General features: G+C 61.7%; 14 protein-coding genes. 13 read left to right on the forward strand and 1 reads right to left on the reverse strand.

The genetic code is table 11. The features are described 5' to 3' along the window. The first annotated feature begins 46 nt into the window (after nt 1–46). Genes uppS through VJ673_RS19000 form a run of 13 tightly spaced genes read left to right on the forward strand, consistent with a single transcriptional unit; the run spans nt 47 to nt 12,378 of the window. Complete coding sequence (gene uppS / locus VJ673_RS18940) at nt 47–856, forward strand: polyprenyl diphosphate synthase (RefSeq protein WP_324127718.1); 810 nt, start codon at nt 47–49, stop codon at nt 854–856. After that, a complete protein-coding gene (locus VJ673_RS18945) occupies nt 849–1,673 on the forward strand; it encodes a phosphatidate cytidylyltransferase (protein WP_324127719.1) in 825 nt (274 codons plus the stop codon). Before uppS ends, VJ673_RS18945 begins: the two co-directional genes overlap by 8 nt. A gap of 6 nt (nt 1,674–1,679) precedes the next feature. Further along, complete coding sequence (gene ispC / locus VJ673_RS18950; RefSeq protein ID WP_324127720.1) at nt 1,680–2,882, forward strand: 1-deoxy-D-xylulose-5-phosphate reductoisomerase; 1,203 nt, start codon at nt 1,680–1,682, stop codon at nt 2,880–2,882. After that, complete coding sequence (rseP, locus tag VJ673_RS18955; protein ID WP_324127721.1) at nt 2,879–4,243, forward strand: RIP metalloprotease RseP; 1,365 nt, start codon at nt 2,879–2,881, stop codon at nt 4,241–4,243. Before ispC ends, rseP begins: the two co-directional genes overlap by 4 nt. A 7-nt stretch (nt 4,244–4,250) precedes the next feature. Next, a complete protein-coding gene (gene bamA / locus VJ673_RS18960) occupies nt 4,251–6,551 on the forward strand; it encodes an outer membrane protein assembly factor BamA (RefSeq protein WP_324127722.1) in 2,301 nt (766 codons plus the stop codon). Between the two features lie 39 nt (nt 6,552–6,590). Next, nucleotides 6,591–7,094: an OmpH/Skp family outer membrane protein gene (locus VJ673_RS18965; RefSeq protein ID WP_324127723.1), complete on the forward strand. Its 504-nt coding sequence runs from the start codon at nt 6,591–6,593 to the stop codon at nt 7,092–7,094. A gap of 15 nt (nt 7,095–7,109) precedes the next feature. Then, nucleotides 7,110–8,132 (forward strand): UDP-3-O-(3-hydroxymyristoyl)glucosamine N-acyltransferase, encoded by a 1,023-nt coding sequence (gene lpxD / locus VJ673_RS18970; RefSeq protein ID WP_324127777.1) that lies wholly within the window; start codon nt 7,110–7,112, stop codon nt 8,130–8,132. A gap of 3 nt (nt 8,133–8,135) precedes the next feature. Beyond that, a complete protein-coding gene (fabZ, locus tag VJ673_RS18975; RefSeq protein WP_324127724.1) occupies nt 8,136–8,573 on the forward strand; it encodes a 3-hydroxyacyl-ACP dehydratase FabZ in 438 nt (145 codons plus the stop codon). After that, the gene (gene lpxA, locus VJ673_RS18980) at nt 8,570–9,340 is read left to right on the forward strand and encodes an acyl-ACP--UDP-N-acetylglucosamine O-acyltransferase (protein ID WP_324127725.1); all 771 of its coding nucleotides are present in this window, start codon (nt 8,570–8,572) and stop codon (nt 9,338–9,340) included. The genes fabZ and lpxA overlap by 4 nt, the downstream gene beginning before the upstream one ends. An 18-nt stretch (nt 9,341–9,358) precedes the next feature. After that, nucleotides 9,359–10,534: a lipid-A-disaccharide synthase gene (gene lpxB, locus VJ673_RS18985; protein WP_324127726.1), complete on the forward strand. Its 1,176-nt coding sequence runs from the start codon at nt 9,359–9,361 to the stop codon at nt 10,532–10,534. Next, nucleotides 10,507–11,121 (forward strand): ribonuclease HII, encoded by a 615-nt coding sequence (gene rnhB / locus VJ673_RS18990; RefSeq protein WP_324127727.1) that lies wholly within the window; start codon nt 10,507–10,509, stop codon nt 11,119–11,121. The genes lpxB and rnhB overlap by 28 nt, the downstream gene beginning before the upstream one ends. Continuing rightward, nucleotides 11,118–11,573: a CopD family protein gene (locus VJ673_RS18995; RefSeq protein WP_324127728.1), complete on the forward strand. Its 456-nt coding sequence runs from the start codon at nt 11,118–11,120 to the stop codon at nt 11,571–11,573. The genes rnhB and VJ673_RS18995 overlap by 4 nt, the downstream gene beginning before the upstream one ends. 10 nt (nt 11,574–11,583) lie before the next feature. Next, a complete protein-coding gene (locus tag VJ673_RS19000; protein WP_324127729.1) occupies nt 11,584–12,378 on the forward strand; it encodes a TrmH family RNA methyltransferase in 795 nt (264 codons plus the stop codon). Between the two features lie 11 nt (nt 12,379–12,389). Here VJ673_RS19000 and bioD read toward each other — a convergent pair whose 3' ends face one another. Continuing rightward, nucleotides 12,390–13,067 carry a dethiobiotin synthase gene (gene bioD, locus VJ673_RS19005; protein WP_324127730.1) on the reverse strand — a complete coding sequence of 226 codons (678 nt, stop codon included), beginning with the start codon at nt 13,065–13,067 and terminating at the stop codon, nt 12,390–12,392. Nucleotides 13,068–13,070 lie beyond the last annotated feature (3 nt).

Raw genomic sequence — 13,070 nt, forward strand, 5'->3', positions numbered from 1 at the left:
CGTCGGGATCGATTTGCATTACCGGACGGCACGCGGGGAGCGCGGAATGGCGAGGTCACCTTTTACCAGTTCTACGCGTGACGTGCCGGTCGTTTCGGCAGTACCGCGGCATATCGCCATTATCATGGATGGTAACGGCCGCTGGGCACGAAAGCGCTTCCTGCCTCGGGTCGCCGGGCACGGACGTGGCGTGGAGGCTTTGCGCAGCACGATCCGCGGTTGCATTGAACGCGGAGTGTCCTATCTGACTCTCTTTGCATTCAGTTCCGAGAATTGGCGGCGTCCGGCGGATGAAGTGTCGTTCCTGATGCAGCTATTCATGCGTTCGCTGCAGAAGGAGGTCGTTCGATTGCATGAAAACGGAATCCGTTTCCGCGTTATCGGCGATCTTTCCCGCTTCGACCCTGCCTTGGTCGAACTGATCCGAAAGGCCGAAGCGCTGACGGCGGGCAATGAAGGGCTGACCCTGACCGTCGCTGCGAATTACGGCGGCCGCTGGGACATCATGCAGGCGATCAATCGGTTGCTCGCCAAGTACCCGGAGCGCAGGGGCGATTTTACAGAGGACGAATTGAGCGGCGAGCTTGCGCTGAATTATGGTCCCGAGCCGGATCTGTTTATCCGCACCGGCGGAGAGCAGCGTATCAGCAACTTCCTCCTTTGGCAGTTGGCGTATTCAGAACTGTATTTCACGGACACCTTGTGGCCGGATTTCGATGATGACGCCTTGGGGCATGCGATTCAGTCGTATCAGTCGCGCGAGCGCCGTTTTGGAAGAACCAGCGAGCAATTGCGGGAAACGGAAAAGCGCGTGAGCACTTCGACGGCCGAAGGCGTACCGGGGAATCATGCTTAGAACCCGAGTAATTACGGCCTTTGTCCTGCTGGGCGGTCTGTTGTCCGCCGTCTTCTTTCTTCCGCCGGCTGGATGGCTCATCCTGGTCGCATTGATCTGTGCTGGAGCCAGCTGGGAATGGGGCGGACTTGCACGGTTTTCGCGTCCTCAGCGGATGACATTTGCCGTGTTGATGGCAGGCGCATGTCTGCTGGTCGGGGGCGCAAGCGGTCTTGCAGAGGATTTGCAGGAGGCACCGCTTCCGGTTGCGGGTTTCTATCTCGCGGGCGCACTGTTTTGGCTTTGCGCCGTCCCGTTCTGGCTTAAGCGAAAGTGGCACCTCGGTAGCATTCCTGGTGCCGTGTCGGTAGGGGCAGTCGTGCTGCTGCCGCCCGCGCTGGCGATGGCACACCTGCGGCTGGTAGACCCGTGGCTTCTTCTTGGCGCGATCGCAGCGGTGTCTGTCGCGGATATCTCGGCCTATTTCACCGGCAGAGCGCTTGGGCGGCACAAGCTGGCGCCGAACATCAGTCCTGGGAAAACGTGGGAAGGGGCTGCCGGTGCGGTTGCGGGAGTGTGTCTGTTCGGTCTGATTATTGCGACGACCAGCAAGGTAGAGGCCATTCGCGCCATCTCCTTGCCTCTCCTGTTTCCGCTGTTGATTGCCTACACGGCCGTCAGTATCCAGGGGGATCTGTTCGAGTCGCTGCTCAAGCGCCAAGCGGGCTTGAAGGACAGCGGAACGATTCTTCCCGGGCACGGCGGGATTCTCGACCGAATCGACAGCCTCACATCCACGCTTCCGCTGGTCGGCCTCGCGGCTCTCTGGCTCGCATAGTCACAGATGACCGAAACAAGAATTCAACGCGTAGCAGTGCTAGGCGCGACCGGCTCGATCGGGATGAGCACGCTCGATGTCATCGCGCGTCATCCGGACCGGTTTGAGGCTGTAGCACTTACCGCGCATGTCCAAGCCGAGCGAATGGCCGAACTGTGTGCCAAGTTCCGCCCTCGCTTTGCCGTGATGGGTGACGCTGCGGGTGCTGCTCAGCTGCGCAAGATGCTGGCCGGCAGCGACGTATGTACGGAAGTATTGTTCGGGGCCGATGCGCTCGTTGATGTTGCCGCGCACGCGGAAGTTGATACGGTGATGGCCGCGATCGTCGGCGCGGCCGGATTGCCATCTGCCCTGGCAGCCGCGCGTGCCGGAAAGCGGGTTCTCCTTGCGAACAAGGAGGCGCTCGTCCTGTCCGGGCGGCTCTTCATGGATGCGATTTCGGAAAGCGGCGCCGAGCTGCTTCCCATCGATAGCGAGCACAACGCCGTCTTCCAGGCGATGCCCTCGAGCTACGCCCGCAATGCCGACGCCTGCGGGATCCAGCGCATACTGCTGACTGCATCGGGTGGTCCGTTTCGTGAGCGTTCGCTCGAAAGTCTCCAGGATGTCACGCCGGAAGAAGCCTGCGCTCATCCCAACTGGGTCATGGGGCGGAAGATATCGGTCGATTCCGCGACAATGATGAACAAAGGGCTCGAAGTCATCGAAGCCCATTGGCTGTTCGGCGTGCCCCCAGAGCGGATCGATGTCGTCGTGCATCCGCAGAGCGTCATCCATTCGATGGTGGAGTACGCGGACGGCTCAGTGCTGGCGCAGTTGGGAAATCCGGATATGCGTACGCCCATTGCGCATGCCATGGCTTACCCCGATCGCATCGAAGCAGGCGTGCGTTCGCTGGACTTGTTCGAGATCGCGCGTCTGACGTTCGAGCGTCCTGATGTTCGTCGTTTCCCATGTCTCGACCTCGCCTACCAGGCCCTACGGGCCGGGGGCGCTGCTCCGGCCGTGCTGAATGCTGCAAACGAGATCGCGGTAGCGGCCTTTCTTGAGCGACAGCTGCCATTTCAATGTATCGCCGATGTCATTGCGGCGACGATGGAACGCGCGCAAGGATTATCGGTCGATTCGCTGGAATCGATTCTCGCAACCGATGCCCGGGCGAGGGAGCTCGCCCGTGCGGAACTCGCGGCACGCCAAGTTCGCCGATGAACCTGTTTGATTACCTGATCCCCTTCCTTCTGGCCTTAGGGCTGCTCATCCTCGTTCATGAGCTTGGGCACTATCTGATCGCCAGATTGTGCGGTGTGAAGGTCTTGCGGTTTTCGATCGGTTTCGGCCGTCCGCTCGTCCGTTGGACGGCTGGCGCGGACAGTACGGAGTGGGCGCTTGCGGCATTTCCGCTGGGCGGCTACGTCAAGATGCTCGACGAGCGGGAGGGGGCGGTCGCTCCAGGCGAGCTTCATCGCGCCTTCAATCGCCAGCACGTGCTGCGCCGCTTCGCGATCGTCGCAGCGGGTCCTCTGGCCAACCTCCTGCTTGCGGTCGTTCTGTACTGGGGATTGTTCGTCGGTGGGACCCAGGAACTCAAACCGCGGCTTGCGGCGGCGGAAGCGTCCACCATTGCCGCCCTGGCTGGCGTTCAAGAGGGCGACCTGGTGCTCGAGGTGGATGATGAGCCGGTCCGTAGCTGGCCCGAGTTGCGCTGGGCCCTGTTGCAACACGCACTCGACGCGCGGGAGGTGAAGCTGCGTGTGCGGACTCTCGCCGACGTCGAAACCGATCGACACATTGACCTGTCCGGCACGCACATCGAGGACGGCGAGCGCGATGTCATTGCCGATCTCGGTTTGAAACTGTGGCGGCCGCCCATCGATCCGGTCATCGGCAAGGTGATCGACGGAGCTGCGGGTTCGCGGGCCGGTTTGCTCCCGGGGGACCGATTCGTGATGCTCGGCGGCAAGCCCGTCACCTCATGGGTGGAGGTGGTCGAGCGGGTGCGCGAACATGCCGGTACGTCGCTCCCGGCGGAGATTTTCCGGTTGGGCAAAGAGGTGTCGGTGACTTTGGTTCCCGATGTCGCTGAAGAGCAGGGGCGCCGTGTCGGAAAGATCGGGGTTGCGGTGGCGGAGCCCGCCGCGGGCGACGACTCGGTCTTCGTGATCGTCCACTATGGTCCAGCGGAAGGTTTGGGGAAGGCGCTGAAGCAGACGTGGGAAACGAGCACCTTGAGTCTCAAAATGATCGGCCGCATGCTGACAGGCGAAGTCTCGTGGCGAAATCTTTCCGGGCCCGTTACGATTGCCGACTATGCGGGTCAGTCTGCAAAGTTGGGCTTGGGCCATTATCTGAAGTTTATTGCGCTCATCAGCATCAGCCTTGGCGTGCTGAACCTCCTGCCCATCCCAGTGCTGGATGGCGGGCATTTACTGTATTATGTGATAGAGATTATCAAGGGCGGCCCAATTCCGGAGCGGATCATGGAGGTCGGTCAACAGATCGGCTTGATCTTGCTCGCGATGCTCATGGCGTTCGCCTTCTACAACGACATAAATCGTCTCATTTCCGGCTAAATCCTCGATGAAACAGAAGCTCCTCTCCGGGCTTGTTATGGCCCTGTTTGCCGCCGCGCCGGCTTTCGCATTCGAGCCGTTCAAGGTCAAGGATATCCGCGTCGAAGGTCTTCAGCGCACCGAGGCCGGCACCGTCTTCAATTATCTCCCGGTTCGCGTCGGGGAGACCTTCACGGAAACCCAGGCAGCGGACGCGATTCGCGGCTTGTTCGCCACCGGGTTTTTCAAGGACGTGCGGATCGAGGTCGAGAACGATGTGCTGGTCGTCATCGTCGATGAACGGCCGGCGATCGCACAGATCGACTTCGTCGGAGTGAAGGAGTTCGACAAGGATCAGCTAAAGAAGGGCCTCAAAGAGGTCGGTCTGGCTGAATCGCGCATCTTCGATCGCGCCTTGCTTGATCGCGCTGAGCAGGAACTCAAACGCCAGTATCTGAGCCGTGGAAAATATGCAGCGGTGATTGAGACGACCGTTACGCCCCTAGAGCGAAACCGTGTCGGGATCAATTTCAAGGTCGATGAAGGCGAAGTGGCCAAGATTCGCCAGATCAGCATCATCGGGAACAAGACGTTCAAGGAAAAGGAGCTTCTCGACCTGTTCCAATTAACGACTCCCGGCTGGCTGACCTGGTATACGAAGAATGATCAGTACTCGAGGCAGAAGCTGTCGGCGGACCTTGAGAATCTGCGCTCGTATTACCTGAATCGCGGTTACCTGGATTTCAATATCGATTCCACGCAGGTATCGATTACGCCCGACAAGAAGGACATTTACATCACCCTCAGCATCACGGAGGGAGAGCGTTACACCGTTTCGGCGGTGCGTTTTGCCGGTGACCTGGTACTTCCCGAAGAGGAATATCGTAAGCTTGTCACGATCCGGCCTGGTGAAATCTTCTCTCGCGAGCGGCTCACCGAGACCACCAAGGCGGTGGCGGATCGCCTCGGCAATGAAGGTTATGCCTTTGCGAACGTAAATGCCTCTCCTGAGGTGGACAAGGACAAGCGCGAAGTCGCCTTTACGATCTTCGTTGACCCGGGGCGTCGCGTATACGTGCGTCGGATCAATGTCGGAGGCAACACGAAGACGCGTGACGAAGTTGTCCGCCGTGAGATGCGGCAGATGGAAGGCGCCTGGTACGACGCCGAGCAGATCAACCGCTCGCGCACTCGGATCGACCGCCTGGGGTATTTCGAGGAAGTCAACGTTGAGACGCCGGCGGTGCCGGGAACGACAGACCAGGTCGACGTCAACTTCAATGTCAAGGAGCGCGCGACGGGCACGCTGTCGGTCGGTGCCGGCTTCTCCAGTTCCGAAAAGATCGTGCTGTCCGCCTCCGTGTCGCAGCAGAACCTGTTCGGTACGGGCAACTCCTTGACGCTGGGCCTCAATACCAGCAAATCGAGCCGTACGTATGCGCTGTCGTTCACGAATCCGTACTACACGGTCGACGGGGTGAGCCTCGGCTGGGATCTGTACCACCGCACCTATGATCCGTCCACGTCGCTGTCGGTCGGTCGCTACAAGACGGTCTCGACGGGGGCGGGTTTGCGTTTCGGCTTCCCGATCGGCGAGGATGACTCGATCAACTTCGGCCTCGCGGCAGACCGCACGGTCATCTCGACCTTTACGGACAGCCCGCAGCAATATCTGAATTTCTGCGATCCGGCGAAGGACGATTTCAACTGCGATAACGTCACGAGCCTGGTCGCGAGCGCCGGCTGGTCGCGGGACAAGCGCGACAGCGTGATCTATCCGCGTTCCGGCAGCTATCAGAAGGTGCACGCCGAAGTGGCGGTGCCGCCGGGCGCCGTGCAGTACGGCAAGATCAGCTACCAGAACCAGCAGTGGTTCCCGATCGGCCGCGACTATGCGCTGATGCTGAACGCCGATGTGGGTTGGGCGAAGGGCTACGGCGACAAGGTGCTCCCGTTCTACAAGAATTTCTACGCCGGCGGTATCGGTTCGATCCGTGGTTTCGAGCAGAGCTCGATCGGCCCGAAGGATTCCGTGACGCACGATGCGCTCGGCGGCAATCGGCGGATTCTTGGCAATGCGGAATTCTATTTCCCGCTGCCAGGATCGGGCACGGACCGTTCGTTCCGTCTGTCCGCGTTCGTCGATGCCGGTACCGTTTGGGGTGAGACTGACAAGCTAAAGTTCAGCGACCTGCGCTACAGTACCGGTTTAGCCTTCTCCTGGGGGTCGCCGATCGGGCCGCTCAAGTTCAGTTTGGGTATCCCGCTGAAGAAGGAAGAAGGCGACAAACTGCAAAAATTCCAGTTCCAGCTGGGTTCGGTATTCTGAACGAACGAAACAAGCCCGGTTCCGTTGGAGATACAAGAAGTGAAAGTGAAGACCCTGTCGTTTCTCGCAGCTGCTCTGCTGACCATTGTCGCGCCTGCCGCTTTTGCGGAATCCAAGATCGGGTTCGTGAACTCGGACCGAGTGATGCGCGAAGCGGCCCCTGCGGTTCGTGCGCAGCAACGCCTCGAAAAGGAGTTCGAAAAGCGTGATCAGGAATTGCAGCGCATGGGTAAGGACTTGCAATCGGTCCAGGAGGATCTCGAGCGCAACGGGGTGACGATGGCCGAGTCGGATCGTCGGACGAAGGAACGCTCCTTCAACGACCTGAATCGTGATTTCCAGCGGAAGCAACGCGAATTTCGAGAAGATCTGAACCAGCGACGCAACGAGGAACTCGCTTCGGTGCTCGACCGTGCGAACCGCACGATTAAGCAGATCGCCGAGGCGGAAAAATATGATGTGATCCTCCAGGAGGCGGTGTACGCCAGCCCGCGGATCGACATCACCGACAAGGTCATCAAGGCGCTCGCCGATACCAAGTAAGGTTTCTGCGACGTGCTGTTTTCGCTGGAGGAACTGGTTGCCCGACTAGGCGGCGAAGTCGTGGGCGACCCCGCGACCCGGGTCGGACGCGTGGCAACGCTCGATCAGGCTGAAGTCGGGGACCTGGCGTTCCTCGCCAATCCAAAGTACCAGTCGCGGCTGAAGGATTGCCGGGCATCGGCGGTCATTGTTGCGCCGGCGGCGCGAGACCTGACCGATCGTCCCCGAATCGTCACGCCGGATCCCTACATCTATTTCGCGCGCGTCGCGCAGCTCTTCAATCCGGGCGATGTCTCGGTGCCGGGTGTGCACGGCAGCGCGTCGGTCGAGTCTCCGATCCCCGCTTCCGTGTGTGTCGCTGCCGGTGCATCGATCGGGCCCGACGTGAGCATCGGTGAGGGCGTGGTGATCGGTCCGGGTTGCAGCGTCGGCAGGGGCGCGAGGATCGGAGTCGGAACGCGGTTGCATGCTAACGTCACGATTTATCACAAATGCGTGATTGGCGATGACTGCGTCGTCCACTCGGGCGCGGTGATCGGCGCCGACGGCTTCGGCTTCGCCCGTGAGCGCGACGGGAACTGGGTCAAGATTCCGCAAGTGGGACGGGTGGTGATCGGAAACCGGGTCGAGGTCGGCGCCAATACGACCATCGACCGTGGTGCGCTGGATGACACGGTGATTGCCGACGGCGTGAAGCTGGACAATCAGATCCAGATCGCCCACAACGTCCGCATCGGAGAAAATACAGCGGTCGCGGGCTGCGTCGGGATAGCCGGGAGTACTACGATCGGTGCGCGCTGCATGATCGGGGGACAGGCCGGCATCATTGGACATCTGCGGATCGCTGATGACGTCGTCGTGTCGTCAGGCACGCTCGTCACCAAGTCGATCACCCGCCCCGGCGTCTATACCGCGAACCTGCCCCTGCAGGGACATGCGGACTGGGTGCGGAATTTTGCGCATCTTCGCCATCTGGACGCGCTCGTAGATAGAATACGCGCCCTCGAACAACGTCTCGAAGAACGAAAGCAAGAGTAATCCATGGATATCAACGAAATTCTCCAGTACCTGCCGCATCGCTATCCCTTCCTCCTGGTGGATCGTGTGCTCGAGCTGGAGGAAGGCAAGCGCATCCTGGCGCTGAAGAACGTCACGATGAACGAGCCGTTCTTTCCAGGACATTTCCCGCACCACCCCGTGATGCCGGGAGTGCTGATCGTCGAAGCGATGGCACAAGCTGCAGCGCTGTTGTCGTTCAAGACCATGGGCATCAAGCCGGACGAGAACTCGGTGGTGTATTTCGCCGGGATCGACAACGTCCGCTTCAAGCGGCCGGTGGTTCCGGGCGATCAGTTGGTGTTCGACGTCGAGATTACGCACGGCAAGCGCAACATCTACAAGTACAAGGGCGTAGCACGCGTGGGCGGCGAGGTGGCCGCGGAAGCGGAACTGATGTGTGCGCTGAAGACCCTCTCATGATCCATCCGACCGCCATCGTCCATCCCGGCGCGAAGCTGGGAGCCAACGTGAATGTCGGTCCGTACTCGGTCATCGGCGAACACGTCGAGATCGGCGACAACACTCGCGTCGGGCCGCACGTGGTGATCGAAGGGCGCACGCAGATCGGGCGCGACAACGAGATCTTCCAGTTTTGCTCGATCGGTGCTGCGCCGCAGGACAAGAAGTACGACGACGAGCCGACACGGCTCGAGATCGGCGATCGCAACACGATCCGAGAGTTCTGCTCGTTCAACGTCGGCACGAGTCAGGATGCCGGCGTCACCCGTGTTGGTAACGACAACTGGGTCATGGCCTACGTGCATTTTGCGCACGATTGCCACGTGGGGAACAACACGATCTTCGCGAACAACGCGACGCTCGCGGGCCACGTTCATGTCGGCGACTGGGCGATCCTGGGTGGATTCACCGGGGTGCACCAATTCGTACGCGTCGGCGCGCATAGCTTCTGCGGCGTGGGTACGGTGCTGTTGCAGGATCTGCCTCCGTTCGTGACGGTGGCCGGAAATCCGGCCAAGCCGCATGGGATAAACAGCGAAGGTCTACGGCGGCGCGGGTTCTCGGTGGAAGCGATCGCTGCGGTCAAGCGCGCGTATCGGGCGCTCTACCGGTCGGGCCTGAGCCTCGACGAGGCGCGTGGGCGAGTGGCAGAAATCGCCGCGGAGCAATCGGAAGTCGCACCATTCCACGAATTCATTTCGGCATCGGCACGCGGGATCGTTCGCTGACCGTGCGCAAGTGAATCGATGGCGATCCGGATTGCAATGGTTGCGGGCGAGGCGTCGGGAGACCTGCTCGCCAGCCACCTGATTCGCGCCTTGAAGCAGCGTGTGCCGGACGTCGAGTTTTTTGGCATCGGGGGCCCGAAGATGCAGGCCGAGGGCTTCGATGCCGAGTGGGCTTGCGAGCGGCTTGCCGTTCATGGCTACGTCGATGCGCTGAAGCGATATCGCGAGCTATCGGGAATCCGTCGTAGCCTGTTACGGCAGATTCGCCGCGAGCGGCCGGACGCCTTCATCGGCGTCGATGCGCCGGACTTCAATCTGTGGCTCGAACGTCAGGTACGGGCGGCGGGGATCCCTGCCATCCACTTCGTAAGCCCGTCGATTTGGGCGTGGCGCGGCGGACGTATTCGGAAGATCGCACGGTCGGTGTCCCGCATGCTGTGCCTGTTTCCGTTCGAACCCGTGCTTTACGAGCGTGCCGGCGTGCCGGTGGATTATGTCGGACATCCGCTCGCGGACGTGTTCCCGTTGCACCCGGACCGCGATGCGGCACGCGAGATGCTGGGCTTGCCGCTGGAATCGCGCGTCGTCGCGCTTCTGCCCGGCAGCCGGCAATCCGAAGTGCGAAATCTTGCGCCGACGTATCTGCAGGCAGCGCGCATTCTGCATGAACGTCACCCTGAGGTGTCTTTCGTCGTGCCGCTGGCAACGCGCGAGACTCGTGAACTGTTCGTCGAGGCCTTGAAGGGCTTCCCCGGCCAGGAGTTGCCGGTGCGGATGCTCTTCGGCCATGCTGTGGAGGCGATGACGGCCGCGGACGTGGTCCTGGTCGCGAGCGGGACGGCGAGCCTCGAGGCGGCATTGCTTAAGCGGCCGATGGTGATCTGCTATCGGATGGGGAAGTGGCAATATCGGCTCATGAAGCGGATGGCCTATCTGCCTTGGGTCGGCTTGCCTAACGTTCTGTGTAACGAGACCGTGGTTCCGGAACTGCTGCAGGACGCGGCGACGCCGGAAGCGCTCGCGGATGCGCTGGAGAAGTGGCTTGTTGACCCGGAGGGGTGCCGGAGGCTGGAAGAACGGTTCTCCGCGATGCACCTGACGCTGCGCCAGAACACCGCCGAGAAGGCAGCTGCGGCAATTCTTCCCTATCTGAGTCGGAGTTCCGAATGGAAGCCGTCCCATCAACCGGCTTGATCTGCGGCGTCGACGAGGCAGGGCGCGGCCCCTTAGCGGGTTCGGTCGTTGCGGCGGCTGTGATCCTCGATCCGGCACGGCCGATCGAAGGCTTGAATGACTCCAAGAAGCTCACCGAACGTGCTCGCGGCCGTCTGGCCATCCTGATCCGCGAGCGGGCACTCGCGTGGGCGGTCGCCGAAGCGACGGTCGCGGAGATCGACCGCCTCAATATCCTGCACGCGACGATGCTTGCAATGCAGCGTGCGGTGGCGGGCTTGTCGCATCGCCCGGACTTGGTACGAATCGATGGAAATCGCTGTCCCATGCTCGACGTTCCATCGGAAGCAGTGGTTCAAGGGGATGCGACCGTACCCGCCATCGCCGCGGCTTCGATCTTGGCGAAGACGGTGCGGGACGCACAGATGGTGGAACTCGATGCGGCCTATCCGATATATGGATTCGCGCGTCACAAGGGCTATCCGACGCCGGAACACCTTGCGGCGCTGCGTCTGCACGGGGTTGTCGACTGTTACCGTCGTAGCTTCGCGCCGGTACGCGACCTAGTGATGAATCCGGAACTCTGGCCTGCGGGCACGCTGCTATGACGATTCATCATCTGCTGCTCTTTCTGCACCTGGCCGGGGTCGTTACATGGGTCGGTGGGATGCTTTTCGCGTATGCGTGCCTGCGCCCGGCAGCGTCGACGCTCGCGCCGCCTCAGCGCCTGGTCCTATGGGCAAGCGTGCTGTCGCGTTTCTTCCGCTTGGTATGGGTCTCGGTCGCCTTGATCGGGCTCAGTGGCGGCACGATGCTGGTCCGGGTCGGGTTCGAGCGCGCACCGACGGCCTGGCATGTGATGCTCGTTACCGGAACGATCATGATCGTGATGTTCATGTACATCTGGTTCCGTCCATTGCCGCAGCTGCGGAGGGCGGTGGCGCGGGAAGATTGGGCCGCTGCGGCCGTTGCGATGAACGGTATTCGCCAACGAGTGGGATTCAACCTTGCCATCGGAATCGTCACGATCGGGATCGCGACGCTGGGGCTAGGTGTCTGAGGCACGTCTTTTGAAGCACATCACATCCCGCGACAATCCGACGGTCAAGCGCCTGCACGGCCTGGCGCATTCGTCGCGCGATCGTCGAAGCCACGGCCAGACGCTGCTCGACGGTCCGCATCTTGTTCGTGCGGCCATGGAGGCGCGCTTTCCACTGCGAGAGTTGGTGGTCAGCGATCAGGGGCTTCAGCGCGAGGAGATTTCGGGTTTGCTTGAGCGATGTGGGGGAACGCCGGTCCTGCATTTGACCGACTCCCTGTTCGCGCATGTGAGCCCGGTGGACGCGCCATCCGGTTTGATGGCGGTCATCGATCTTCCCGACACGAGCGACTCACATGCCGCGTTCGACGGTTCCCTGCTGGTCCTCGACGCCATCCAGGACGCCGGCAATCTGGGAACGATCCTGAGAACGGCTGCCGCAGCGGGGATTCCGGACGTCTTGATGACTTCTGGCTGTGCGCACGCATGGTCGCCCCGCGTGCTGCGCGCGGGAATGGGCGGACATTTCTGTCTGCGCATCCATGAGGGCGTCGATCCGGTTGAGGTCCTGAAAGATTTCCGGGGCGCGGTGCTCGCGACCGGCCTGGGCAAGGGGGCGCGCGATCTGTACGAGTGCGACCTCCGAGGACCGGTTGCGTGGCTATTCGGTTCGGAAGGCGGGGGCCTTTCGCCCGAGGTCGCCGCCCTGGCCCAGGGCATGGTAATCATCCCGATGCCGGGAGCGGTGGAATCGCTCAACGTCGGCGCTGCGGCGGCGGTCTGCCTGTTCGAGCAGGTGCGGCAGCAGCGCGCTGCCCGGCGCTAATCTGTTTCTTTTCAGTCTGGCAGTTGCAGGCGCTGCGCGGCGAGGGACAGGTCGCTTCCCGGGACATAGGGCACGACGCCGAGCAGCGGTGCGGAAATGCGCTGCTGGAGCGCTGCGATGTTTTCGTCCAGGCGCGGCATGTCCGGGGTGATGCAGTTTGCGATCCAGCCGGCTAGACGCAGGCCGCGTCTCGTAATGGCTTCGACGGTCAATAGCGCGTGGTTGATGCAGCCCAGCCGCATCCCGACCACGAGTAGCACCGGCAAGCCCAGGTCGACGGCGAGGTCGGCAGTGTCGTAATGATCATCGAGCGGCACGCGGAAGCCTCCGACGCCCTCGACGATCACGACATCGGCCTGCGTCTGAAGCAGGCGGAAGGCCTTGAGGATGTGCGACGGATCGATGGAGACACCCTCGGCGGCGGCGGCGATATGTGGTGCGACGGGCTGGGATAGGCAGTAGGGGTTCAGCCATTGCAGGCCCGGATCGAAGCTGCCGGCGGCGAGCAGGCGTGCTGCATCCTCGTTGATTCGTACGCCGTCGACGTCTTCGGCGCCCGCCGCCACCGGCTTCATGCCCAAGGCTGAGCGGGCGGAAGCCCGCGCGGCGTGGAGCAGCGCGCAGGTGATGAAGGTCTTGCCGATTTCGGTGTCGGTTCCGGTGAGGAACCAGGCCTGACGATTCGTCATGGT

This window comes from Aromatoleum sp., assembly GCF_035254505.1.
Classification (GTDB): domain Bacteria; phylum Pseudomonadota; class Gammaproteobacteria; order Burkholderiales; family Rhodocyclaceae; genus Aromatoleum.

What these genes read in the sequence shown, in the direction of transcription:
- fabZ (WP_324127724.1), top strand. Translation starts at nt 8,136, where the DNA reads ATGGATATCAACGAAATTCTCCAGTACCTGCCGCATCGCTATCCCTTC.
- ispC (WP_324127720.1), top strand. Translation starts at nt 1,680, where the DNA reads ATGACCGAAACAAGAATTCAACGCGTAGCAGTGCTAGGCGCGACCGGC.
- uppS (WP_324127718.1), top strand. Translation starts at nt 47, where the DNA reads ATGGCGAGGTCACCTTTTACCAGTTCTACGCGTGACGTGCCGGTCGTT.
- lpxA (WP_324127725.1), top strand. Translation starts at nt 8,570, where the DNA reads ATGATCCATCCGACCGCCATCGTCCATCCCGGCGCGAAGCTGGGAGCC.
- lpxB (WP_324127726.1), top strand. Translation starts at nt 9,359, where the DNA reads ATGGCGATCCGGATTGCAATGGTTGCGGGCGAGGCGTCGGGAGACCTG.
- bamA (WP_324127722.1), top strand. Translation starts at nt 4,251, where the DNA reads ATGAAACAGAAGCTCCTCTCCGGGCTTGTTATGGCCCTGTTTGCCGCC.
- VJ673_RS18945 (WP_324127719.1), top strand. Translation starts at nt 849, where the DNA reads ATGCTTAGAACCCGAGTAATTACGGCCTTTGTCCTGCTGGGCGGTCTG.
- rnhB (WP_324127727.1), top strand. Translation starts at nt 10,507, where the DNA reads ATGGAAGCCGTCCCATCAACCGGCTTGATCTGCGGCGTCGACGAGGCA.
- bioD (WP_324127730.1), bottom strand. Translation starts at nt 13,067, where the DNA reads ATGACGAATCGTCAGGCCTGGTTCCTCACCGGAACCGACACCGAAATC.
- rseP (WP_324127721.1), top strand. Translation starts at nt 2,879, where the DNA reads ATGAACCTGTTTGATTACCTGATCCCCTTCCTTCTGGCCTTAGGGCTG.
- VJ673_RS18995 (WP_324127728.1), top strand. Translation starts at nt 11,118, where the DNA reads ATGACGATTCATCATCTGCTGCTCTTTCTGCACCTGGCCGGGGTCGTT.